This is a genomic window from Streptomyces sp. NPDC003393 (genome assembly GCF_053589015.1).
This window is the reverse complement of sequence record NZ_JBSFRB010000055.1, coordinates 17,772-39,877: the sequence shown is the minus strand read 5'-3', so window position 1 is coordinate 39,877 and position 22,106 is coordinate 17,772. Positions and strand designations below refer to the sequence as shown.

17 protein-coding genes are annotated in these 22,106 nt (G+C 71.3%); 8 read left to right on the top strand and 9 right to left on the bottom strand.

What is annotated here, in order from left to right; all coding sequences use genetic code 11:
- Positions 1-51 precede the first annotated feature (51 nt).
- The 6 genes from ACWDUZ_RS34785 (at position 52) to ACWDUZ_RS34760 (ending at position 11,354) form a co-directional block, all read left to right on the top strand.
- The gene (locus tag ACWDUZ_RS34785) at positions 52-1,056 is read left to right on the top strand and encodes a carbohydrate ABC transporter permease (protein ID WP_451635819.1); all 1,005 of its coding nucleotides are present in this window, start codon (positions 52-54) and stop codon (positions 1,054-1,056) included.
- Positions 1,057-1,075: 19 nt separating this feature from the next.
- Positions 1,076-1,981 carry a sugar ABC transporter permease gene (locus ACWDUZ_RS34780; RefSeq protein WP_451635818.1) on the top strand — a complete coding sequence of 302 codons (906 nt, stop codon included), beginning with the start codon at positions 1,076-1,078 and terminating at the stop codon, positions 1,979-1,981.
- Positions 1,982-2,141: 160 nt separating this feature from the next.
- A complete protein-coding gene (locus tag ACWDUZ_RS34775; protein WP_451635827.1) occupies positions 2,142-3,851 on the top strand; it encodes a glycoside hydrolase family 13 protein in 1,710 nt (569 codons plus the stop codon).
- A 147-nt stretch (positions 3,852-3,998) separates the two neighbouring features.
- Complete coding sequence (locus ACWDUZ_RS34770) at positions 3,999-5,372, top strand: alpha-amylase (protein WP_451635817.1); 1,374 nt, start codon at positions 3,999-4,001, stop codon at positions 5,370-5,372.
- A 173-nt stretch (positions 5,373-5,545) separates the two neighbouring features.
- Positions 5,546-10,960: a pullulanase-type alpha-1,6-glucosidase gene (gene pulA / locus ACWDUZ_RS34765; RefSeq protein ID WP_451635816.1), complete on the top strand. Its 5,415-nt coding sequence runs from the start codon at positions 5,546-5,548 to the stop codon at positions 10,958-10,960.
- Positions 10,961-10,997: 37 nt separating this feature from the next.
- On the top strand, positions 10,998-11,354 hold the full coding sequence (locus ACWDUZ_RS34760) for a 5-carboxymethyl-2-hydroxymuconate Delta-isomerase (RefSeq protein ID WP_451635815.1): 357 nt from the start codon (positions 10,998-11,000) through the stop codon (positions 11,352-11,354).
- Positions 11,355-11,367: 13 nt separating this feature from the next.
- Here the strand turns inward: ACWDUZ_RS34760 and ACWDUZ_RS34755 are convergent, their stop codons facing one another.
- From ACWDUZ_RS34755 to ACWDUZ_RS34745, 3 genes are all read right to left on the bottom strand, one after another.
- The gene (locus ACWDUZ_RS34755; protein WP_451635814.1) at positions 11,368-12,084 is read right to left on the bottom strand and encodes a TetR/AcrR family transcriptional regulator; all 717 of its coding nucleotides are present in this window, start codon (positions 12,082-12,084) and stop codon (positions 11,368-11,370) included.
- Positions 12,085-12,277: 193 nt separating this feature from the next.
- Positions 12,278-14,194, bottom strand: coding sequence for a hypothetical protein (locus tag ACWDUZ_RS34750; protein WP_451635813.1), 1,917 nt, complete (start codon positions 14,192-14,194; stop codon positions 12,278-12,280).
- 49 nt (positions 14,195-14,243) lie between these two features.
- A complete protein-coding gene (locus ACWDUZ_RS34745) occupies positions 14,244-14,780 on the bottom strand; it encodes a tetratricopeptide repeat protein (RefSeq protein ID WP_451635812.1) in 537 nt (178 codons plus the stop codon).
- A 118-nt stretch (positions 14,781-14,898) separates the two neighbouring features.
- On the opposite strand from ACWDUZ_RS34745, the gene ACWDUZ_RS34740 reads away from it, so the two are divergent.
- Positions 14,899-15,312, top strand: coding sequence for a hypothetical protein (locus ACWDUZ_RS34740; protein ID WP_451635811.1), 414 nt, complete (start codon positions 14,899-14,901; stop codon positions 15,310-15,312).
- 167 nt (positions 15,313-15,479) lie between these two features.
- On the opposite strand, the gene ACWDUZ_RS34735 is transcribed toward ACWDUZ_RS34740, so the two are convergent.
- From ACWDUZ_RS34735 to ACWDUZ_RS34710, 6 genes are all read right to left on the bottom strand, one after another.
- Positions 15,480-17,039 (bottom strand): DUF1996 domain-containing protein, encoded by a 1,560-nt coding sequence (locus ACWDUZ_RS34735; protein ID WP_451635810.1) that lies wholly within the window; start codon positions 17,037-17,039, stop codon positions 15,480-15,482.
- A gap of 400 nt (positions 17,040-17,439) precedes the next feature.
- The gene (locus tag ACWDUZ_RS34730; RefSeq protein WP_451635809.1) at positions 17,440-18,039 is read right to left on the bottom strand and encodes a winged helix-turn-helix domain-containing protein; all 600 of its coding nucleotides are present in this window, start codon (positions 18,037-18,039) and stop codon (positions 17,440-17,442) included.
- A gap of 120 nt (positions 18,040-18,159) precedes the next feature.
- On the bottom strand, positions 18,160-18,282 hold the full coding sequence (locus ACWDUZ_RS34725) for a hypothetical protein (RefSeq protein WP_451635808.1): 123 nt from the start codon (positions 18,280-18,282) through the stop codon (positions 18,160-18,162).
- An 87-nt stretch (positions 18,283-18,369) separates the two neighbouring features.
- Positions 18,370-19,287, bottom strand: a complete 918-nt coding sequence (locus ACWDUZ_RS34720) for a DUF6891 domain-containing protein (RefSeq protein ID WP_451635807.1) — start codon at positions 19,285-19,287, stop codon at positions 18,370-18,372.
- Positions 19,288-19,371: 84 nt separating this feature from the next.
- Positions 19,372-20,400, bottom strand: coding sequence for a glutamine synthetase (glnII, locus tag ACWDUZ_RS34715; protein WP_451635806.1), 1,029 nt, complete (start codon positions 20,398-20,400; stop codon positions 19,372-19,374).
- Positions 20,401-20,534: 134 nt separating this feature from the next.
- Positions 20,535-21,041, bottom strand: coding sequence for a MarR family winged helix-turn-helix transcriptional regulator (locus tag ACWDUZ_RS34710; protein ID WP_451635805.1), 507 nt, complete (start codon positions 21,039-21,041; stop codon positions 20,535-20,537).
- Between the two features lie 190 nt (positions 21,042-21,231).
- On the opposite strand from ACWDUZ_RS34710, the gene ACWDUZ_RS34705 reads away from it, so the two are divergent.
- The gene (locus tag ACWDUZ_RS34705; RefSeq protein WP_451635804.1) at positions 21,232-22,089 is read left to right on the top strand and encodes an alpha/beta fold hydrolase; all 858 of its coding nucleotides are present in this window, start codon (positions 21,232-21,234) and stop codon (positions 22,087-22,089) included.
- Positions 22,090-22,106 lie beyond the last annotated feature (17 nt).

The window sequence follows — 22,106 nt, the reverse complement described above, 5'->3', positions numbered from 1 at the left end:
CCACCGGCCTGTGCCCAGGCCCGTCCCCTGATCTCCCCGAAGGTGTCGAACATGACAGTCGCCATCGACCGCGCCACCGGCAAGCGCCGCGGTGGCCGCGCGCCGCGGCCCGGCCTGGGCCAGCGCCTCAAGAACAGCTTCCACCGCAACTGGTACGCCTACGCGATGATCGCACCGGTGGTCGTCGTGCTCGGCGTCATCGTCGGCTACCCGCTGCTGCGCGGCTTCTACCTCACGCTCACCGACGCCAACAGCCTCAACTCGGCGCGCACCATCGGCGTCAACCACATCGACGCCACCTACAAGTTCATCGGCCTGGACAACTACCAGGACATCCTGTTCGGGCCGACGGCGTACGACCGCTTCTGGTCGCACTTCCTGTGGACCGTCTTCTGGACCGCCGCCTGCGTCGTCCTGCACTACACCATCGGTCTCGGCCTCGCGCTCATGCTCAACCAGAAGCTGCGCGGGCGCACCTTCTACCGGCTGATCCTGGTGCTGCCCTGGGCCGTGCCGACCTTCGTCACCGTCTTCTCCTGGCGGATCATGCTCGCCGACTCCGGCGCGCTCAACCAGGTCCTCGGCCACCTCCACCTGCCCCAGCCGCAGTGGCTGGAGGACACCTTCTGGCAGCGGTTCGCCGCGATCATGGTCAACACCTGGTGCGGGGTGCCGTTCATGATGCTCTCGCTGCTCGGCGGCCTGCAGTCCATCGACTCCTCGCTCTACGAGGCCGCGGAGATGGACGGCGCGAGCGCCTGGCAGCGCTTCCGGCACGTCACGCTGCCGGGCCTGCGCTCGGTCAGCTCCACCGTCGTACTCCTCGGCATCATCTGGACCTTCAACCAGTTCGTCATCATCTTCATGCTGTTCGGCACGAACTCCGCCCCGGACGCCCAGATCCTCGTCACCTGGGCCTACCGGCTGGGCTTCGGACAGCAGCCGCGGGACTTCGCCCAGTCCGCCGCGTACGGCGTGCTGCTGCTGTCGATCCTGACCGTCTTCACCTCCTTCTACTTCCGCTGGCTGAAGCGCAATGACCAGCTCGCCGTCTGACGCCGCAGGAGCCGCCGCCATGAGCACCACGACCCTCGACAAGACCGCGGCCGGGCCGGCCCCCGCCCCGGCGCCCCCACGCCGCACCCGCCGGCGCGGCGAGCGCGGCCCGCTCGGCACCGCCCTCCTGCACGGCGGCCTCGCCGTCGCGAGTCTCATCGCACTGGCCCCGGTGGCCTGGCTGTTCTTCCTGTCGCTCGGTCCCGAGAAGGACGACTACCTGCACCCGGGCAAGATCCTGGGGAAGGCCACCTTCTCCAACTACGGCTTCGTCCTCGAGGACACCGCCTTCTTCGACTGGTTCAAGTCGACGATGATCGTGGCCCTCGGCACCACGCTGATCGGCGTCTTCGTCGCCGCCACCACCGGCTACGCCGTCTCGCGGATGCGCTTTCCCGGCTACAAGCAGCTGATGTGGGTCCTGCTGCTCACGCAGGCCTTCCCGATCGCCATCCTGATCGTGCCGATGTACGAGATCTTCGGTGAACTGGGGCTCATCGATACATACTGGTCCCTGATCATCATAAACTGCACCACGGCCGTGCCCTACAGCGCCTGGCTGCTCAAGGGCTACTTCGACACCATCCCCTTCGAGATCGACGAGGCCGGACGCGTCGACGGGCTCACCCCCTTCGGCACCTTCTTCCGGCTGATCCTGCCGCTGGCCCGCCCGGGGCTGGCCGTGGCCGCCTTCTACAACTTCATCACCGCCGTCGGCGAGGTCGCGTTCGCCACCACCTTCCTGCTGGACGACTCGAAGTACACCTTCGCCGTCGGGCTCCAGAGCTTCGTCAGCGAGCACGACGCCCAGTGGAACTACATGGCCGCGACCGCGGTCCTGATCGCGATACCCGTGTCGGTGTTCTTCTACCTGGTGCAGAGGAACCTCGTCACCGGTCTCACCTCGGGCGGCACCAAGGGCTGACGCCCCGCCCCACCGGAGCAGGACTCCCGCGCGCCCCGAGCGCGCGGGTGGGCGGCCGCGGTGCCCATCCGACCCCGCTGACACCGCGGCCGTCTCACACCCCTGCCGCCCGAGCCGCCGTACCCACCCCACAATGACCCTGTCACGTACCAAGGACGCCATGAGCCAGCAGCACACTGCAGCCCCGGCCGACGACTCCGCCGTCGCCACCGTCGCCGACCGCCGCGACTGGTGGCGGGACGCGGTGATCTACCAGGTCTATCCGCGCAGCTTCGCCGACAGCAACGGCGACGGCATGGGCGACCTGGAGGGTGTCCGCTCCCGCCTGCCGTACCTGCGCGACCTCGGCGTGGACGCCGTGTGGCTCAGCCCCTTCTACGCCTCCCCGCAGGCCGACGCCGGCTACGACGTCGCCGACTACCGGGCCGTCGACCCGATGTTCGGCAATCTGCTCGACGCCGACGCGCTGATCCGCGACGCCCACGGACTGGGCCTGCGCATCATCGTCGACCTGGTGCCCAACCACTCCTCCGACCAGCACGAGTGGTTCAGGCGCGCCGTCGCCGAGGGCCCCGGCTCCCCTCTGCGCGAGCGCTACCACTTCCGTCCCGGCAGGGGCGAGCACGGCGAGCTCCCGCCGAACGACTGGGAGTCGATCTTCGGCGGACCGGCCTGGACCCGGGTCACCGAACCGGACGGCACCGCTGGGGGCACCTCCCGGTCGAAGACTGGGGGAGAGTGGTACCTGCACCTGTTCGCCCCCGAGCAGCCCGACTTCAACTGGGAGCACCCGGCCGTCGGCGACGAGTTCCGCTCGATCCTGCGCTTCTGGCTGGACATGGGCGTCGACGGCTTCCGCATCGACGTGGCCCACGGCCTGGTCAAGGCCGACGGTCTGCCCGACCTCGGCAGCCACGACCAGCTGAAGCTGCTGGGCAACGATGTCATGCCGTTCTTCGACCAGGACGGCGTGCACGAGGTCTACCGGCAGTGGCGCAAGGTGCTCGATGAATACGCGGGCGAGAGGATTTTCGTCGCCGAGGCCTGGACGCCGACCGTCGAGCGGACCGCGAACTACGTCCGCCCCGACGAGCTCCACCAGGCCTTCAACTTCCAGTACCTGGGCACGGACTGGGACGCCGAACAGCTGCGTCCGGTCATCGACCGCACCCTGGAGGCGATGCGCCCGGTCGGCGCCCCCGCCACCTGGGTGCTCTCCAACCACGACGTCACCCGGCACGCCACCCGCTTCGCCAACCCGCCCGGCCTCGGCACCCAGATCCGCACAGCGGGCGACCGCGCGCTGGGCCTGCGCAGGGCCAGGGCCGCCACCCTGCTCATGCTCGCCCTGCCCGGCTCGGCCTACGTCTACCAGGGCGAGGAACTGGGCCTGCCGGACGTGGTCGACCTCCCCGACGAGGTGCGCCAGGATCCCGCGTACTTCCGCGGGGCCGGCCAGGACGGCTTCCGCGACGGCTGCCGGGTGCCGATCCCGTGGACCCGCGCGGGCTCCTCGTACGGCTTCGGCGACGGAGGCAGCTGGCTGCCGCAGCCCACGACCTGGGGCGAGCTGAGCGTCGAGGCTCAGCAGGGCGTACCCGGCTCCACCCTGGAGCTGTACCGCCGGGCGCTGAGCGTCCGCCGTTCGCATCCCGACCTCGGCGCGGGCGACTCGGTGCAGTGGCTGCGTGCTCCGGAGGGCGTCCTGGCGTTCCGTCGCGGCGACTTCGTCTGTGTGGCCAACACGTCGGGCGAGTCGGTGACGACCCCGTCCTACGGCCGCGTCCTGCTCGCCAGCGGCGAGGTGACCGAGGCCGACGAGGAGACGAAGGTCCCGGCCGACACGACGGTGTGGTGGACCACGGCCTGACGGCCGCTCCGTAAAACTTTTGCCCTCAACTTCGTCCGGCCCGCTGCCGTTTCAGGCAGCGGGCCCTTACCATCTGCGTCACGGAAATTCTTGCTGGAGCTTTCAGAAAGCGCCTTCAGCGAGCCTTCAACGGAGAAGGACCCCCACATGGCACGCAGATTCCTTTCCGGCGCCCTCGCGCTCGCCGCGGCCACGATTGTCATGGCCCCGACGACCGCGCAGGCCTCCCCGCCGGGCGCCAAGGACGTCACCGCCGTCCTCTTCGAGTGGAACTACGCCTCCGTCGCCAAGGAGTGCGCCACCACCCTGGGACCGGCCGGCTACGGCTACGTCCAGGTCTCCCCGCCCGCCGAGCACATACAAGGCCCGCAGTGGTGGACCTCGTACCAGCCGGTGAGTTACAAGATCGCGGGTCGCCTCGGCAACCGCGCGTCGTTCCAGAGCATGGTCGGCGCCTGTCACGCGGCCGGGGTGAAGGTCGTCGTCGACACCGTCGTCAACCACATGTCCGCGGGCAGCGGCACCGGCACCGGCGGCTCGTCGTACACGAAGTACGACTACCCCGGGCTGTACTCGGTCTACGACTTCGACGACTGCACCGCCCAGGTCAGCAACTACCAGGACCGCTGGAACGTCCAGCACTGCGAACTGGTGGGCCTCGCCGACCTGGACACCGGTGAGGAGTACGTCCGCAGGACCATCGCCGGCTACATGAACGACCTGCTCTCCCTCGGCGTGGACGGTTTCCGCATCGACGCGGCCAAGCACATCCCGGCGGCCGACCTGGCGAACATCAAGTCCCGCCTGACCCATCCGAACGCCTACTGGAAGCAGGAGGTCATCTACGGCGCCGGCGAGGCCGTCCAGCCCACCGAGTACACCGGCAACGGCGACGTGCAGGAGTTCCGCTACGCCTACGACCTCAAGCGGGTCTTCACCAACGAGAAACTCGCCTATCTGAAGAACTACGGCGAGGGCTGGGGCTACCTGAGCAGCTCGGTGGCCGGCGTCTTCGTCGACAACCACGACACCGAGCGCAACGGCTCGACCCTCGACTACAAGAACGGCGCGAACTACACCCTGGCCAACGTCTTCATGCTGGCTTGGCCCTACGGCGCGCCCGACATCAACTCCGGCTACGAGTGGTCCGACCCGGACGCGGGCCCGCCGAACGGCGGCCAGGTCGACGCCTGCTGGCAGGGTGGCTGGAAGTGCCAGCACAAGTGGCCCGAGATCATGTCCATGGTCGCCTTCCGCAACGCCACCCGCGGTCAGGCGGTCACCGACTGGTGGGACGACGGTGACGACCTCATCGCGTTCGGCCGCGGCAGCAAGGGCTATGTGGTGGTCAACCACGAGAGCACGACGGCCGATCGGTGGTTCGAGACGTCGCTGCCGGCCGGTACCTACTGCGACGTGCAGGCGGGCAGGACCGTGACGGTGAACGGCAGTGGCTGGTTCCAGGCGTCGGTCGCCCCGAACACCGCGCTCGCCATCTACGCGGGGAAGTCCAGTTGCTGACCATGTTCGCGTAGGTCACCGCCCGGCAGGGGCCCGACCCGTGCCGGGCGGTGCGGGCGGTCCATGAAATGCCTTTCCGTTACTTTCAAGCCTCTTGCTGCAATCCTTGCGGCGGCGGTACGGTCGCGCGGGGTCGGACCCAAGAGAGCCGCACGCGCTAGGAGTTACCGCCTGTGATACCGAGATGGCCGGCGCCCCGTACGCGCCGTACCCCGCGAGCGAGAAGGGCAGCCGCCGTCACCGCCGCCGCCCTCGCCGCCGCGCTGATCCAGCCACTGGCGGCCAGGGCCGCCACCCCGCCGGCGCCCCCCTCGGACGCGGCGCTCGCCGCCCAGCCCGCCCGGCACGACGACACCCGCGAGCAGTTCTACTTCGTCATGCCGGACCGTTTCGCCAACGGGGACAGGTCCAATGACAAGGGCGGACTGACCGGTTCCCGGCTCGCCACCGGCTACGACCCCTCCGACAAGGGCTTCTACCAGGGCGGCGACCTCAAGGGCCTGACCGGCCGACTGGACTACATCAAGGGCCTCGGCACCACCGCCATCTGGCTGGCCCCCATCTTCAAGAACCAGCCTGTGCAGGGCACCGGCAAGGAGGCCTCGGCCGGCTACCACGGCTACTGGATCACCGACTTCACCCAGGTCGACCCGCACTTCGGCACCAACAAGGACCTGGCGACCCTCATCTCCACGGCGCACGCCAAGGGCATGAAGGTCTTCTTCGACGTCATCACCAACCACACCGCCGACGTCGTCGACTACGAGGGGGCCTCCCACGAGTACCTCTCCAAGGGCGCCTTCCCCTACCTGACCAAGGACGGCCGACCCTTCGACGACGCCGACCACGCGGCCGGCGGCCGGACGTTCCCCGCCGTCGACGGCTCCTCCTTCCCGTACGCGCCGACCGTCCCCGCCGCGAAAGAGAAGCTCAAGGTCCCGTCGTGGCTCAACGACCCGACGATGTATCACAACCGCGGCGACTCCACCTACGCCGGCGAGAACGCCACCTACGGCGACTTCTCCGGCCTGGACGACCTGTGGACCGAGCGTCCCGAGGTCGTCAGCGGCATGGAGAAGATCTACGAGCGCTGGGTGCGGGACTTCGGCGTCGACGGCTTCCGCATCGACACCGTCAAGCACGTGAACATGGAGTTCTGGACCCAGTGGGCGACCGCGCTCGACGCGTACGCCGCCCGGCACGGCCGTAAGGACTTCTTCATGTACGGCGAGGTCTACTCCGCCGACACCTCCGTCACGGCCCCCTACGTCACCCAGGGCCGCCTCGACGCCACCCTCGACTTCCCGTTCCAGGACGCGGCCCGCGCCTATGCCTCCCAGGGCGGCAGCGCGAAGAAGCTCGCCTCCGTCTTCGGCGACGACTACAAGTACACGACCGACAAGGCCAACGCCTACGAGCAGGTCACCTTCCTCGGCAACCACGACATGGGCCGCATCGGGTACTTCCTGAAACAGGACGACCCGAAGGCGAGCGACGCCGAGATCCTGAAGAAGGACGAGCTCGCCAACGAGCTGATGTTCCTCAGCCGGGGCAACCCCGTCGTCTACTACGGCGACGAGCAGGGCTTCACCGGCTCCGGCGGCGACAAGGACGCCCGCCAGACCATGTTCGCCTCCAAGGTCGCCGACTACCTCGACGACGACGAGATCGGCACCCACCGCACCCACGCGAGCGACTCCTACGACACGAAGGCGCCGCTGTACCGGCAGATCGCCGCGCTGGCGAAGCTGCGCAGGGACAACCCGGCCCTGACGGACGGTGTCCAGACCGAGCGCTACGCGGCCGACGGCGCCGGCGTCTACGCCTTCACCCGCACGGACGCGAAGAGCGGCGCCGAGTACGTCGTCGCCCTCAACAACGCCGACGAGGCCCGGAGCGCCACCTTCGCGACCGGCTCCGCCGACATGGCCTACCGGGGGATCCACGGCACCGAGGCCACGGTGACCTCCGACGCCGACCGCGAGGTCACCGTCACCGTCCCGGCCCGGTCCGCCGTCGTCCTCGAGGCGGCCGGCCGGCTCCGGGCCCCCGCCACCAAGCCGGGGATCACCCTCACGGCCCCTGCCGCCGGCGCCACCGGCACCGTCGACCTGAGCGCCGACGTCACCGGCGGGCAGCTGAACCGGGTGGTCTTCGCCGCCCAGGTGGGCGACGGGCCCTGGAAGATCCTCGGCTCCGCCGACCACGCCCCCTACAAGGTCACCCAGACCCTCGACAGGACCGTGCCGCCCGGCACCGCCCTGCGCTACAAGGCGGTCGTCCTCGACTCGGCCGGCCGCACGGCGAGCACCACCGCGGCCTCCACCACCGGCACCCCGCCGGCCCCCGAGGTCCCCACCGCCTCCTCCCGCGACTACGCGATCGTCCACTACAAGCGCGCGGACGGCGACTACGCCGACTGGGGCCTGTACGCCTGGGGCGACCTCGCCGACGGCGAGGCGACCACCTGGCCGGCCGGCCACCCCTTCACCGGCCGCGACGCCTACGGCGCCTTCGCCTACGTCAGGCTCAAGCCGGGCGCCTCGAACGTGGGCTTCCTGGTGATCGACAAGGACGGGAACAAGGACGTCTCCGCCGACCGGTCCATCGACGTCACGAAGACGGGCGAGGTCTGGGTCGAACAGGGCAAGGAGGCCGTGCGGACCACCCGGCCCGCCGACTACCCCGCGCAGGACACCACCAAGGCCGTCCTGCACTACCACCGCGCCGACGGGAACTACGACGGCTGGGGCCTGCACGTGTGGACCGGCGCCGCGAACCCCACCGACTGGTCGAAACCCCTCCAGCCGGTCAAGACTGACTCCTATGGCGCGGTCTTCGAGGTACCGCTCACCGACGGTGCCACCAGCCTCAGCTACATCCTGCACAAGGGCGACGAGAAGGACCTGCCCACCGACCAGTCGCTGGACCTCACGGCGGCGAACGGTCACGAGGTGTGGCTGGTGAGCGAGCAGGACAAGCCGCTGCTGCCGCAGCCCACGGGCAGCGCCGGCGCCCTGGACCTGCCCACGTCCAAGGCGGTCTGGATCGACCGGGACACCGTCGCGTGGAACGGCGCGGACGGCGCCGTCTCCACCCAGCTGCTGTACTCCGCCGACGGCTCGATCACCGTCGAGGACGGGGCCCTGACCGGCGACGACGAGCGCTGGCTGCGCCTTACGAAGACCACGCTCACGGACGCGCAGAAGGCGAAGTTCCCGCATCTGAAGGACTACACCGCCTGGTCCGTCGACCCGCGCGACCGCGACCGGGTGCGGCAGGCCCTGCGCGGCCAGGTCGTCGCCTCGCAACGGGCCGGCAACGGTGCGGTGCTCGCGGCGACGGGCGTCCAGCTCGCCGGCGTGCTCGACGACCTCTACTCGGGCAGCGCCACCAAGGCGCGGCTCGGACCCGTCTTCCACCACGGCCGGCCCACCCTGAGCGTGTGGGCGCCGACCGCGCAGAGCGTGGCCCTGGAGCTCGACGGCCACAGCGTCGCCATGCACCGGGACGACACCTCCGGCGTCTGGTCCGTCACCGGCCCGGCGTCCTGGAAGGGCAAGCCCTACCGGTACGTCGTGAAGGTGTGGGCGCCGAGCGTCCGCGAGGTCGTCACCAACAAGGTCACCGACCCCTACTCGGTCGCCCTCGCGGCGAACAGCGAGCGCAGCCTGGTCGCCGACCTCGACGACCGGGCCCTCGCCCCGAGCGGCTGGTCGCACCTGGCCAAGCCGAAGGCCGTACCGCTGCGCGACGCCCAGATCCAGGAGCTGCACATCCGCGACTTCTCGGTCGCCGACAGCACGGTCCCGGCCAAGGACCAGGGCACCTACCTGGCCTTCACCGACAAGAACAGCGACGGCTCGAAGCACCTGCGGGAGCTGGCGGAGGCGGGCACGTCCTACGTCCACCTGCTGCCGGCCTTCGACATCGCCACCATCCCGGAGAAGAAGGCCGACCAGGCGGTCCCCGACTGCGACCTGGCCTCCTACCCGGCCGACTCCGAGCAGCAGCAGGCGTGCGTGGCGAAGACCGCCGCGAAGGACGCCTACAACTGGGGCTACGACCCGTACCACTACACGGTCCCCGAGGGCTCCTACGCCACCGACCCGGACGGCACGGCCCGCACCGTGCAGTTCCGCAGGATGGTGCAGGCGCTCAACCAGGACGGGCTGAGGGTCGTCATGGACGTCGTCTACAACCACACGGCGGCCAGCGGCCAGGCGGACACCTCCGTCCTCGACAGGATCGTGCCCGGCTACTACCAGCGGCTCCTCGCCGACGGTTCGGTGGCCAACAGCACCTGCTGCTCCAACACCGCCCCCGAGAACGCCATGATGGGCAAGCTCGTCGTGGACTCGATCGTCACCTGGGCCAGGGAGTACAAGGTCGACGGGTTCCGCTTCGACCTCATGGGCCACCACCCCAAGGCCAACATCCTGGCGGTCAGGAAGGCCCTGGACGCGCTGACCCCGCAGAAGGACGGCGTGGACGGCAAGAAGATCATCCTGTACGGGGAGGGCTGGAACTTCGGTGAGGTCGCGAACGACGCGCGGTTCGTGCAGGCCACGCAGCAGAACATGGCCGGCACCGGCGTCGCGACGTTCTCCGACCGGGCCCGTGACGCGGTGCGCGGCGGCAGCCCCTTCGACTCGGACCCGGGCATCCAGGGCTTCGCGTCCGGGCTGTACACCGACCCGAACCCCTCCACTGCCAACGGCACCAGCAACGAGCAGAAGGCCCGGCTGCTGCACTACCAGGACCTGATCAAGGTCGGCCTGACCGGCAACCTCGCCAAGTACCACTTCACGGGCACCGACGGCAAGGAGGTCACCGGCGCGGAGATCGACTACAACGGCTCGCCCGCCGGCTACGCGGACGCGCCCGGCGACGCCCTCGCCTACGTCGACGCGCACGACAACGAGTCGCTGTTCGACGCGCTGACCTACAAGCTGCCCGCCTCGACGAGCGCCGCCGACCGGGCCCGGATGCAGGTCCTGGCCATGGCGACGGCGACCCTCTCGCAGGGCCCGGCGCTCTCCCAGGCCGGCACCGACCTGCTGCGCTCGAAGTCGCTGGACCGCAACTCCTTCGACAGCGGCGACTGGTTCAACGCGATCCACTGGAACTGCGCGGACGGCAACGGCTTCGGGCGCGGGCTGCCCATGGCCGCCGACAACAAGGACAAATGGGCGTACGCCAAGCCGCTGCTGACCTCGGTGAAGGTGGGCTGCCCCCAGATCGACGGCACCTCGGCCGCCTACCGGGACCTGCTGCGGATCCGCTCGACGGAACCGGTCTTCTCGCTGGCCACGACGGAGCAGGTGCAGTCGCGGCTGTCCTTCCCCCTGTCGGGCAAGGACGAGACCCCGGGCGTGATCACCATGACCCTCGGTGACCTGGTCGTGGTGTTCAACGCGACGCCCGAGCGGCAGGAGCAGCGCGTCGGCACGCTCGCCGGACGGCACTACCGGCTGCACCCGGAGCAGGCCGCGGGCGCGGACCCGGTGGTGAAGACCTCGTCGTACACGGCGGCGACCGGCACGTTCGGCGTTCCGGCCCGTACGGTGGCGGTGTTCACCGACTAGGCTGAGGCCCAGGTTGCCCTGGAACAGGAGTGTGTTCATGCCGCAGATCACCGTCGACTACTCCGAGCAGCTGGCGGACGCCTTCGACCGCCCTGCCTTCGCGCGGGAGCTGCACGCCCGGACGGTCGAGATCGCGGCCGCCAAGCCCTCGGCGTGCAAGACGCAGTTCCGCCGGACCGAGGACACCACCGTCGGTCCGGACGCCGAGGGCCACGCGATCGTGCACGTCGCGATCGGCCTGCTGGCCGGGCGCACCGACGAGACCAAGGCCCGTCTCACGGAGGCCGTCCTCGACGCGCTGCGCGCGCATGTGAAGCCGGTCGAGGGACTGGCGCTGCACGCGTCGGCCGAGGTGCGCGACCTCGACGCGTCCTACCGGAAGTTCGACGCCTGAGGGTCCCTCGGGCTCAGGAAGCGAGTGCGACGAGCCGGCCGACCAGGTCCCCGAAGGGACCGTCGGCCGGCTCTTCCTTGAGGACCGGGCCGATCAGGGCGGCCATCTCCTCGTCGTGGGCGGCGCTGACCGAGGCCAGCGCGGCGAAGTCGTGCACGAGCTGGAGCTCCAGCTCCGCGCGCGGGATGCGCCGTCCGTCCAGCCAGATCAGCGCGGTCGACTCGACCAGCGAGATCCACGAGCGGACCACCAGGTCCAGCCGTGGGGGCGCCTCGGGAACCCGCAGATGCGTGAGGATCTGGTCGTAGGCGGCCTGCCGCACGGAGTCGATCAGCGCGTTGGTCGTGGAGACGTGGTTCCGCGAGCGGACCCCGTCCGCGGGGACGGCCGGGCCACCGCGCATCAGCGCCGAGAATCCAGGCCCGTGCTCGTCCACGAAGTCGAAGAACCGGTGCATCACGCGTAGCAGCCGCGCCCCCAGCGGACCCTCGTGCGGTTCCGCGAACCGGGCCGCCAGATCTTCCGACGCGCGCCTCAACGCCGCCTCGTACAGGCTGACCTTGCCGGGGAAGTAGTGGTAGACGAGCGGGCGCGATATGCCCGCCGCCGACGCGATCTCGTCGATGGAGACGTCGTCCGGCGAGCGCTGACTGAACAGTTCGAGGGCGACGCCGATCAACTGCTGCCGCCGCTCCTCGACTCCCATGCGGCGGCGAACCCCGGTGCTCATACGAACACCTTACCGATCGGATCCGGCCGCGAACGGGCCGGTTCGCCCCCCCGGTGCCGGGCCGTCCGTGGCGGTGTCGGTGGCCGTTCGTCCGAACTCCCGTCAGCCGCACGGAAAACGAGTCCCGCGGACGGTGGGCGCGTAGTCTCGGCGTGCCGGGTACCGGACCCAGCACCAGATGGAACGGCAGGCGCTAACGGAGCGCGCCGAGCGTGCGGCCGCCGGCCAGCGTGCCCTTCAGGTCCGCCCGCGCGCCCTGCCCGGCGCGTACGGCGAGCAGGTTGCCCTGACCGGCGGCACGCACCCCGCCCGACGCGCTGATCGACGCGGTGGCCTCGTCGCCCGCCGCGAGCAGGTACCAGGAACCCGCTGCCGACTTCCACAGCACACCGGCCAGCACATGCGGGTCGCGGGCGCCGCACGCGGGCACGTCCTCGGCCTTCGCCGCGACCGCGCCGTACTTCCCGCCCGGCGCACGGAACTGGGCCAGCACCCTGGGATCCGCGCCGCGCCAGGTCTCGGCCCGCGTGCACACCCACGACGCCGGACCGCTCGCGTCCGGCAGCGGCTGCTCGGCGTACCGCCAGGCGTTGACCGACCGCACGCCCTGCCCGCGCACCGCGGCCAGCGAGCAGGCGAACGGCGCCCAGGTGCGCAGCCCCGCCGCGCTCGACGCCTCGTCCGGGGCGGCCGGACGGCCCGCGGTGAGATGAGCGGGGACCAGTTCCCCCAGGTCGCTCAGGACCTGCGTGCCGCCGTCGCCGGTCAGCTGGAGCACGTTCCACCGGGCGCAGGTGCCCGACTGCTGGGCCGGACCGGCCAGCGGACCGGTGACGCCGTCCGTCAGACCCAGGTCCAGTGGACCGGCCGCCGAACGCGTCAGGTCCCGGCGAGCCGCCTTCGTCACCCACGGCGCCGTCAGATAGCGGACGTTGCCGTCGGGGCGGTCCAGGACCACGGCGGACGCCTCCGCGCCGGTGGCGCCGTCGGCACGTGCGAAGTCCAGGGCCGCCCCGGTCGTCGACCGCTTCGGCTCGGCATAGCGGGCGATGCGCAGTCCGTCGTAGAAGATCACCACGTGTGCGTTGTCGATGTCGCCGGCGTAGAGCAACTGCGGCGGCCCCGCGGGGCCGCCCGAGGCGGTGCCCGGAGTGGCCGAGACATGGACGGACCCGCCGGGCCGGGCCCACACGGCGAGGGCCCGGCGCAGCAGCGCCGTGTCACCGGTCAGGTCGCCACGCGCGGGCCACACGGAGAAGTCCAGGCGCGCGGCGGTCCGCCAGGCGGTGGGCGCCGCTTTCGTCAGCTTGGCCGGGTCGAGGGCGGCCTCGGCGGACGGGTTCTGCGCGTAGGCGGGCGCGGCGGCGCCGTCCGGGCCCCAGCCGCCACCGGGCAGCGCGACCAGCGCACCGCACACGGCGAGCGCCGCCGCGGCGGCCAGCGCGGCCTTGGTGTGCTGCCTGCGCCGCACCAGGTCGGTGGGCCGGGCCTGAAGGGAGCACGGGTCGAACTCGGGGGAGTCCAGCAGCGCGTACCGCGCGGGCACCTGGTCGGCCTGGCGCAGCGCGGCGCGCGGGTCGGCCACCCCCGCGGCCGAGAGCACCTGGCTCACGGCGGTGTCCGGCAGCCGCTCCAGCCCGCGCAGCACGTAGGCGGCGCGGGCCGGGCCGGACAGCGCGGCGAGCGTCTGGTCCAGCGCCAGTTCGCCGGCGCCGCCCGACCGTGGGAACAGCCTCAGCCCCCACACCTGGGGCAGCAGCGGGGGCAGTTGGCCGCGCCGGGGCCACCGGCCGCGCCGGCGCGGCCGGTCCGCGTCCAGTGCCGTCCGCACCACCGCCACCCGCAGGAAGGCGTAACCCGGGTCGGCGTCACGGCCGGCCGGCTGGGCGGGGATCGCGGACGCCGACGCCCGGCCCCGGGGCAGCGCACGCTGGGCGAGCGAGTGCGCGGTCAGGACGCGGCGGTTCCGGCCGAGGCCCGGCGGCAGCACCAGATAGGCGAGCCGGACGAGCCGCGGGTAGTGCTCGACGAGCGCGGCCTCGGCCTGCTCGACGTCGACGACCGGTGCGGAGGCGGACGAGGGGCGCGGGGCGACATCCTGTGACTGCACGTTCAGCAGAACGAGCGAATCGTGGGATGGTTACCGCGGGACGAGTGACTCAGCCCTCCGGACTCACCAGCAGCCGGGCGTAGTTCGCCATGGAACGCTGGTAACGCGGCAGGTGGGGTGCGAGGGCGCCCAGGACGAGCGACAGGCCCTCGCGGTCGCGGCCGAGGCTGGACAGGCACAGGGCCAGACAGGCCCGCACCGCGTCGTCCAACTCGTCCGACGGAGCGTCGAGTTCGGGCGTGAGCAGCTTGACGCCCTCCTCCGGCTGCCCGGTGTTCCGCAGGGAGCTGGCCAGCTGGATCTTCGCCCGGCGGCCCCGGTAGCCGTCGAGCCCGCGGGCCAGCGCCTCCCGGTACAACGGCACGGCCCGGTCGGAGTGCCCGGTGGAGTCCCAGGCGCACGCCTGCTCGAACGGGCCGACGGGACTGTCCGCCGGCAGCTCGGCCACGAGCGCGTCGATCACCGCCCGGAACGCGGGCGCCTCGCTCTCGGGGTAGTCGTCGAAACGGGCCCATGCGGCGGCCATGCGCTCTTCCCAGTTGTGATGCACCGGCCCACCTTCGCACACGCGTGCGCACGCCGTCATGCAGATTGAGCGCGGTGCGCGGCACAGCCGTATCGAAGGGCGGGGCCCGCGCCGGGGTCCTCAGCGGCATGCTCGGGCTGTGTGCCGCCGCCAGGGACCGCCGGAAGCGGAGGAACAGATGAGGGTGACCCGACCGATGCTCGTGGCGGCGGCCGCCGTGGCGGCAGTGGCCCTGGCGGGCTGCGGCTCCGGTGGCGAGACCGCCGAGAAGGTGCCGCCGGTGGCCACCGGCAGCCTGGAGAGCCTGGCCGCCGAGGTGAGGTGCGAGCCCGACATCCAGACCGACGCCGACACCATCCGACAGGCCCTCTGCACCACCTCCACCGGCCGATTCGTCCTCGCCACCTTCTCCACCGACCGAGGCCAGCGCGAGTGGATCAACGAGGCCAAGGACTACGGCGGTTACTACCTCGTCGGCCGCAAGTGGGTCGCCGTCGGCGACGACGGCGTGGTCAGGACGCTGCGCGGCACCCTCGGCGGTGACGTGGAGATCGGCACCGACCACCATGCGCACGCCGGGCACGACGGCTGAGGCGTCGAAGCAGGGGCCGGCCACGACGGCCGAGTCCGGGTGCTGAGGGCGGTCACGGCGGCCGGCCCCGGGACGGAAAGAAGGCCGGCGGCGGGATCCCCCTCCGCCGCCGGCCTTCTCGCTTCCTCCTCCTCATCTCCCCTTGCGGGGGTGAGGGTGTGCGGGTGTCAGCACCTGCGCCCGGAGTTGATGCAGTTGACGATCTTGTTCGCGAGGTTGTTGGTCGTGACGCTGATGAAGTCGTCGTGGTCGGTGATCGGCTTGTGCAGCTGCTCCGGGAAGCCGTCGACCGCGTAGGCGTTCTTCACCTGGCCGTCGGCGATCTGCGGCTGCGGCACGTCGTACACCAGCCGCATCGTCAGCTGCGGAATCGCCTTGAAACCGTTCTGGCAGCGGCCGTTGGCGTCGGCGAAGGCCACGTGGCTGCGGTGGTTGGCGCTGTCGGCGTTCTGGCCGTCCCAGCAGCTCTGGAAGGCGAACGTCCGGACCACGCTGCTGCCCTGCGGGCAGATCGGGTACTTGTCCGTCAGCTGGACCTTGTTCTCGAAGCCGGTGCAGCTCCAGTGCGCGTTGGCGTTCGCGGTGCCGTTGGTGAAGGCCTTGGCGTCACCGGTGATGATGCGCAGGAACTGCGGCATCGCGACGACCTTGCTGGTCGGGGAACCGACGTACTTGATCTGCGCCGACCGGGGCGTCAGGATCTTGCCGACGTTGCCTTCCTTGCCACCGCCGTCGGCGTTCTGGTCGAAATCCTGCGTGCCGTCCTGCACACGCACCACCGGCCAGTAGTACGCCGACAGGTCGTTCTTGTTCTGGCAGCTGGTGCCGCCCTGGAGGAACGTGTCGTTGCTGGAGAACGCGTTGACCTTCTGGTTGCCGACGTAGTCGTGCAGGTGGTGCGCGCCGTTGGTCACGCCGGGCGCCACGATCACGTTGTCGGTGTTGCGGTTCTTGTTGGCGTTCACACCGCAGCGGGTGGTGAAGGTGCCGGTCGAGGCGTTGCGGGTCCTGCGGGGTTTGGCCGGGACGTTGGGCTGGACCGTGGTGATGTCGACGAAGTCGCCCGCGGAGGGGCCGTTGCCGGCCTGACCGCCGTTGTTCTGCTGGCCGTCGCCGCCCTGCTGGCCGTCGCCGTTCTGTCCGCCGTTCTGGCCGTCACCGTTCTGCTGCTGGCCGTCGCCGTTCTGCTGGCCGCCGTCACCGTTCTGGCCGTCGCCGCCCTGCTGGCCGCCGCCGTTCTGCTGGTTGTTGTCGGCGGGGGTGCCGGTGCACGAAGTGAGACGGTCGAGGTCGGTGGGGGCGCGGCCGCCCGCCCGTTTGATCTCCAGCACGATCCGGTCGAGGATCACCCTCCGCCGCTCCTTCAGCGGCCCCAGAATGCTGTTCTGGACGAAACTCGCGTCCCTGGCCTGGGCGTCCCGCGTGGTCGCCAGGCGCTGGTAGGCCTCGGTGATCTGGCGGTCGAGGTTGGCCAGCTCGCCGTCGACCTCGCCACGGGCCCGCCACGGCACGTCGTAGAGCTTCTGGCCGACGTCCGGGCAGGAGATCGTCGCCACCTGGGCGCTCGCCGCCTTGGTCCGGCCTCCCCACCCGTCATGGTGCGACTCGTGCGCGGATGCGTAGAAGTTCGCCCAGATCAGCCCGCCCCCGCCGAGCGCTAGGGCCGCCGATGCGGCTATGGCCTTGGTGGCCAGGGGTGTACGGCGTTTTCTCGTGTTGCGTCGCATCAGTCTCCTAGCGTGTGCGCCCTCGGCTTCAACCGAGAGGGGAGTCTCTCCCCCGTGTTCCGCTGACTTGTCCTTTGCCCCACAAAGGGTCGGTTCGGGCTGGACCGCGGCCTTCGGGTTGAAAGCCCGCCACCTCAGCGGTGGGTGGAGTCACGGAACCCCTCTGACGTCTCGAGGAGTACTCCCTTGCGGGCGTTGCAGGGCCCCACACCACTGGAGCGGCCCCCTCCATTACGGAAGCCGCTCCGGTGGCGTTCAAACATCCGGGAAATTTCCGGGACTTGTGGGACCGGTGTGCTCAGCGCTCGGGCTGTGGCGGATCGCGCGCAGCTCGGCGTCGTCGCCGGCCGTGCCCGGTCCGGCGACGGGAGAGAACGGGACTGCCTCGGCGGACGGGGCGTCAGCACCCGGTCTGAGGGGCGTACTTGTAGCCGACCCGGCGCACGGTCTGGATCGTCTTGCGGTGCTCGGCGCCCAGTTTGCGGCGCAGGCGGGCGACGTGGACGTCGACGGTGCGGCCGTCGCCCACATGGCCGTAGCCCCAGACGGTGGTGACCAGTTGGTCACGGGTGTGCACCCGGTGCGGGTGGGCGACCAAGTGGGCGAGCAGCTCGAACTCCAGATAGGTGAGGTCCAGGTGCCGGCCCGCGACCGCGGCGGTGCGCCGCACGGTGTCGATCCGCACCAGCGGTTCGGCGTCCGCCTCCGGTGAGGCGTCCGCGTCCGCCTCCGTCGGTCCCGGTACCGCGACCGGCAGGAACGGGGGCTGATGGTCGGCCGGGACCAGCACCAGGTAGCCGACCATCGGCGGCCTGCCGGGCAGGGCGGGCACGGCGTGCTGCGGGGCGGGCAGCCAGGTGCTGCCGGGCGGCAGGATGTCCGCGACATCGGCCATGCCGTCCGGGTCGACGGCGTGCAGCCGCTGCCGGACGGGGGCGGTGAACGGGGAGGCGGGGGAGAGGGAACGGGAGGCGGAGGAGCGGGAACGAGTGGTCGCCATGAGAGGTCAGCTCTTTCGCGCGAGGAGTTCGTCGGACGGGGCGGCGGCCGTTGGGTCGTGGTCGGGCGCGCCGAGGGACGTACGTCGTTTCGCGCTGGCCGGAGGCCGGGGTGTGCGGCTTCAGAGGGCCCGCGCGGTCAGCGCGGGGCGACACACCCGGTCGAAGTCGTGATGCTGACGGGAGGGCCAGAAGGGCTCGAGGTCATGGCGGCCCGTCGCGATGTGCTTCTGGATGCCGACCATGGCTCCATTGAAGCAGACACCGCGCACGGACAGGACCCGTCTCTCACGGACTGGACGCCTTCTGACGCGGAGCCGGCCCGACAACGCTCAACCGGTCAGGCGTTTGCGCCAGGTCAACGGCGTGACGGTGATGGCGCGGGCCGGATCGCCGTCCCAGTGCGTGGACAGCCCCGCCGCGTCCAGGGCCGTGACGACCTCGCGTCCGACGGCCGCCGTGGTCTCCTCCGAGCCGTCGAACCCGCCGTAGTGCAGGGTCAGGCCGTGACCCGCGGCGGCGGCGCGGGTGGACTGGTGGTGGAAGAACACGAAGCGCCGGGCGGAGTCCGGGTCCGTCACCTCGGCCCCGATCTCCGCCACGCCACAGCCGCGGCAGCAGGTGAAGTTCTCGCGGGCGACGATGCCGGCCCGGTCCAGCGCGGCGAACGCCTCCTCCAGCCGGTCGGGGTCGGTGGGTCCGGTCCAGTCCGCCTGCTCGGTGACCCGCTCCAGCCACAGCCGCTCGACGATCTCCCGTACCTGGGCGGCGGACACGGCGTCCTCCATCAGGTGGACGGTCTCCTCGACAAGGCGCCCGATTCCCGGACAGCCGTCGACGAGCATCTCCCGCACGTGGCCCTCGGCCCGCGCGGCGACGTCCGGGCCGAGCGGGGGAACCTCCTCGCGCGGCCCGGCCCCGACGGGCTCCCGGTCCACGTCCGCGTCCCAGCCGGGCTCCTGCCGCGCCCAGCCGGTCAGCAGCCGGGCCACCCGCCCGGGGTCGGTGAGCTCCGCGCCGAGGAACGCGTCGGCGCCGCGGCGGTGTTCCAGCCGCCAGTCCCCACCCGCCTCGTGCCACACCTGAGCGAACACACGCGGCAGGTCCGGTATGCGTTGCAGCACCAGGAAGCGGTCGCCGGCGTCCCCGATCCGCAGCACCAACTCCCGCAGCTCACCGGCCGTAAGGCGGGTACGGACACGGTCGTCCTCCGTCCTGACCGTGACGGCCAGGCCCCCGCCGATCTCCATGCCCCCACTGTGCCACCCGCCACCGACAACGCGAGGGGCGCCCACCTCGGCGGTGGGCGCCCCTCACACGTACCGTGGGGTGGCTCAGACCTGGCCGGCCTTCTCCAGCGCGGTGCAGCAGGTGTCGACCAGCAGGCGGGTCACGACGTACGGGTCGACGTTGGCGTTGGGACGGCGGTCCTCGATGTAGCCCTTGCCGTCCTTCTCGACCTGCCAGGGGATGCGGACGGAGGCGCCGCGGTCGGAGACGCCGTAGGAGTACTTGTCCCACGGGGCGGTCTCGTGCAGGCCGGTGAGGCGGTCGTCGATGCCGGCGCCGTAGTTCTTGACGTGGTCCAGCGGCTTGGAGCCCTCGCCGAGCGACTCGCAGGCGGTGGTGATCGCGTCGTAGCCCTCGCGCATCGCCCTGGTGGAGAAGTTGGTGTGCGCGCCGGCGCCGTTCCAGTCGCCCTTGACCGGCTTGGGGTCGAGGGTGGCGGAGACACCGAAGTCCTCGGCGGTGCGGTAGAGCAGCCAGCGGGCCACCCACAGCTGGTCGGCGACCTGAAGCGGGGCGAGCGGGCCGACCTGGAACTCCCACTGGCCCGGCATGACCTCGGCGTTGATGCCGGAGATGCCCAGGCCCGCCTTCAGGCAGTTGTCCAGGTGCTTCTCGACGATCCCGCGGCCGAAGATCTCGTCGGCGCCGACGCCGCAGTAGTAGCCGCCCTGCGGGGCCGGGAAGCCCCCCTCGGGGAAGCCCAGCGGGCGGGAGCCGTTGAAGAAGGTGTACTCCTGCTCGATGCCGAAGATCGGCTCCTGGGCGGCGAACCGCTCGGCGACCTCGGTGAGCGCGGCCCGCGTGTTGGAGTGGTGCGGGGTGAGGTCGATGTTCAGGACCTCGCACAGCACGAGGATGTCGTCGCCGCCGCGGATCGGGTCGGGGCAGGAGAAGACCGGCTTGAGCACCAGGTCCGAGGAGTGCCCCTCGGCCTGGTTGGTGGAGGACCCGTCGAAGCCCCACAGCGGCAGCTCGCCGCCCTTGGCCTCGTCGCTGAGGATCTTGGTCTTGGAACGCAGCTTGGCCGTCGGCGCGGTGCCGTCGATCCAGATGTACTCAGCCTTGAAGCTCACGGGCCCATCCTTCGGGGGTGTCACTCGGGCGCACTTGCGGGTGCTGCGGCGCTGCGGCACCGGAGCGCCGCCGTTGATGCCCGCAGCCTGTCAACGCGCGATTTCCCGGCCGTTGCCCGAGTGTGAACCCCGTGTTACCTGGGGCGGACGTGCCACGTACCACGTGGCCGGCGCCGGTCCGGCGGGGCGGAGGACCGGCCGGGGGAGCCAGCGGGGGACCGCTCGGCCGCGGCCTGCCCCACCCCGCCGAGGAAGTCCCGGATCGCGGCGAGCTCATGGTCGTCGTAGCCGCGCAGCAACTCCACCGAGCGCTCGATCAGCGGTCCGAAGAAGGTCTGGCCGAGTTCCACGGCGCTTTCCTCGACCTCGACGACGACTTTGCGCCGGTCTGCCGCGCCGCGGACCCGGCGGACGTGGCCGGCCCGCTCCAGGCGGTCGAGCAGTGCCGTCGTGCCGGCCGAATTGAGTCCCAGCGCGGCCCCCAGCCGCCCGGCGGTCGTCTCCTCGCCCGCCCGCCGCGCGTCCATGAGCGCGATCAGGGCCCGGACGTCCGTCGCGTGCATGCCGTTGCGGCTCGCGAAGCGGGCGCTGTGCAGGCCGAGTTCGACGGTGGCGGCGCGCAGGAGATGGACGATCTCCATCTCCTGCCGGGTGCCCGGCCGCGCCGCAGGCTCGGACTGCGGCTCTGACTCCGGCTCGGACCGCGGCTCGGATCGCGGCTCGGACCGCGGTTTGGATTCCGGCTCGGCTTCCGGTGCCACGAGAGGACCTCCCGCGCTATCGTCTCGTTCAGCGAACATCTCGCTCGACGAGATAATAGGGGGTTGTCCCGTGGCCGTACACGACAGCGACGCCTTCCGCGCCGCGTACGACAAGGTGCTGGCCACATGGCCGGCGGACCGCGAGGCGCTGACGGTCGCCACACCCTTCGGCGACACGCGCGTCAACTCCTGCGGCCCGCGCGAAGCGCCCCCGCTGCTCCTGCTGCCGGGCGGCGGCGGGGCGACCTCCCTGTCCTGGTACGCCCAGGCCGCCGACCTGGCCCGCACCCGCCGGGTGCACGCCGTCGACCTGATCGGCGCCCCCGGGATGAGCGCCCCGGCCGGCGACCGCCACCCCCGTACGGTCGCCGACCTGGCGGTCTGGCTCGACGCGCTCCTCGATCACCTCGGAGCCCGCCGGGTGGATCTCGGCGGGCACTCCTACGGCGGCTGGATCGCCCTGCACTACGCGCTGCACGCCCCCGGCCGGGTCCGCCGCCTGTTCCTCCTCGATCCGACGCGGTGCTTCGCCGGATTCGAGGCGGCGTACCTGCTGCACGCGCTGCCCGTCCTGCTGCGGCCCTCGCCGCGCCGCGTCCGCGCCTTCCTGGAGTGGGAGACCGGTGCGGCGCCCCTGGACCCGGACTGGCTCCGGCTCCAGGAGGCGGCCGCGGGCTTCCCCGCCACCAGACCGGTGACCGGCCCGCGCCCGGAACCGAGCGCGATGCGCGCCCTCGAGGTGCCGGTCCTGCTGCTCCTGGCGGGGAACAGCAGGACCCACGACAGCCGGCGGGTGGCGGCCAGGGCGGGGGCGACGCTGCCGCGCGTGGAGAGCGACGTACTGCCTGACGTCTCGCACCACGCGCTGCCGCAGGCCGCGCCGGCCGGGCTGGGCCGCCGGCTCAGCGGTTTCCTGGCGGCGGGCTGAGCGTCACCCGCCCACCC

Excerpts from the sequence above, each read along its gene's own strand:
- ACWDUZ_RS34785 (WP_451635819.1), top strand. The coding sequence starts at position 52 with ATGACAGTCGCCATCGACCGCGCCACCGGCAAGCGCCGCGGTGGCCGC.
- ACWDUZ_RS34780 (WP_451635818.1), top strand. The coding sequence starts at position 1,076 with ATGAGCACCACGACCCTCGACAAGACCGCGGCCGGGCCGGCCCCCGCC.
- ACWDUZ_RS34775 (WP_451635827.1), top strand. The coding sequence starts at position 2,142 with ATGAGCCAGCAGCACACTGCAGCCCCGGCCGACGACTCCGCCGTCGCC.
- ACWDUZ_RS34770 (WP_451635817.1), top strand. The coding sequence starts at position 3,999 with ATGGCACGCAGATTCCTTTCCGGCGCCCTCGCGCTCGCCGCGGCCACG.
- ACWDUZ_RS34760 (WP_451635815.1), top strand. The coding sequence starts at position 10,998 with ATGCCGCAGATCACCGTCGACTACTCCGAGCAGCTGGCGGACGCCTTC.
- ACWDUZ_RS34755 (WP_451635814.1), bottom strand. The coding sequence starts at position 12,084 with ATGAGCACCGGGGTTCGCCGCCGCATGGGAGTCGAGGAGCGGCGGCAG.
- ACWDUZ_RS34745 (WP_451635812.1), bottom strand. The coding sequence starts at position 14,780 with ATGACGGCGTGCGCACGCGTGTGCGAAGGTGGGCCGGTGCATCACAAC.
- ACWDUZ_RS34740 (WP_451635811.1), top strand. The coding sequence starts at position 14,899 with ATGAGGGTGACCCGACCGATGCTCGTGGCGGCGGCCGCCGTGGCGGCA.
- ACWDUZ_RS34735 (WP_451635810.1), bottom strand. The coding sequence starts at position 17,039 with ATGCGACGCAACACGAGAAAACGCCGTACACCCCTGGCCACCAAGGCC.
- ACWDUZ_RS34730 (WP_451635809.1), bottom strand. The coding sequence starts at position 18,039 with ATGGCGACCACTCGTTCCCGCTCCTCCGCCTCCCGTTCCCTCTCCCCC.
- ACWDUZ_RS34725 (WP_451635808.1), bottom strand. The coding sequence starts at position 18,282 with ATGGTCGGCATCCAGAAGCACATCGCGACGGGCCGCCATGACCTCGAG.
- ACWDUZ_RS34720 (WP_451635807.1), bottom strand. The coding sequence starts at position 19,287 with ATGGAGATCGGCGGGGGCCTGGCCGTCACGGTCAGGACGGAGGACGAC.
- ACWDUZ_RS34710 (WP_451635805.1), bottom strand. The coding sequence starts at position 21,041 with ATGGAGATCGTCCATCTCCTGCGCGCCGCCACCGTCGAACTCGGCCTG.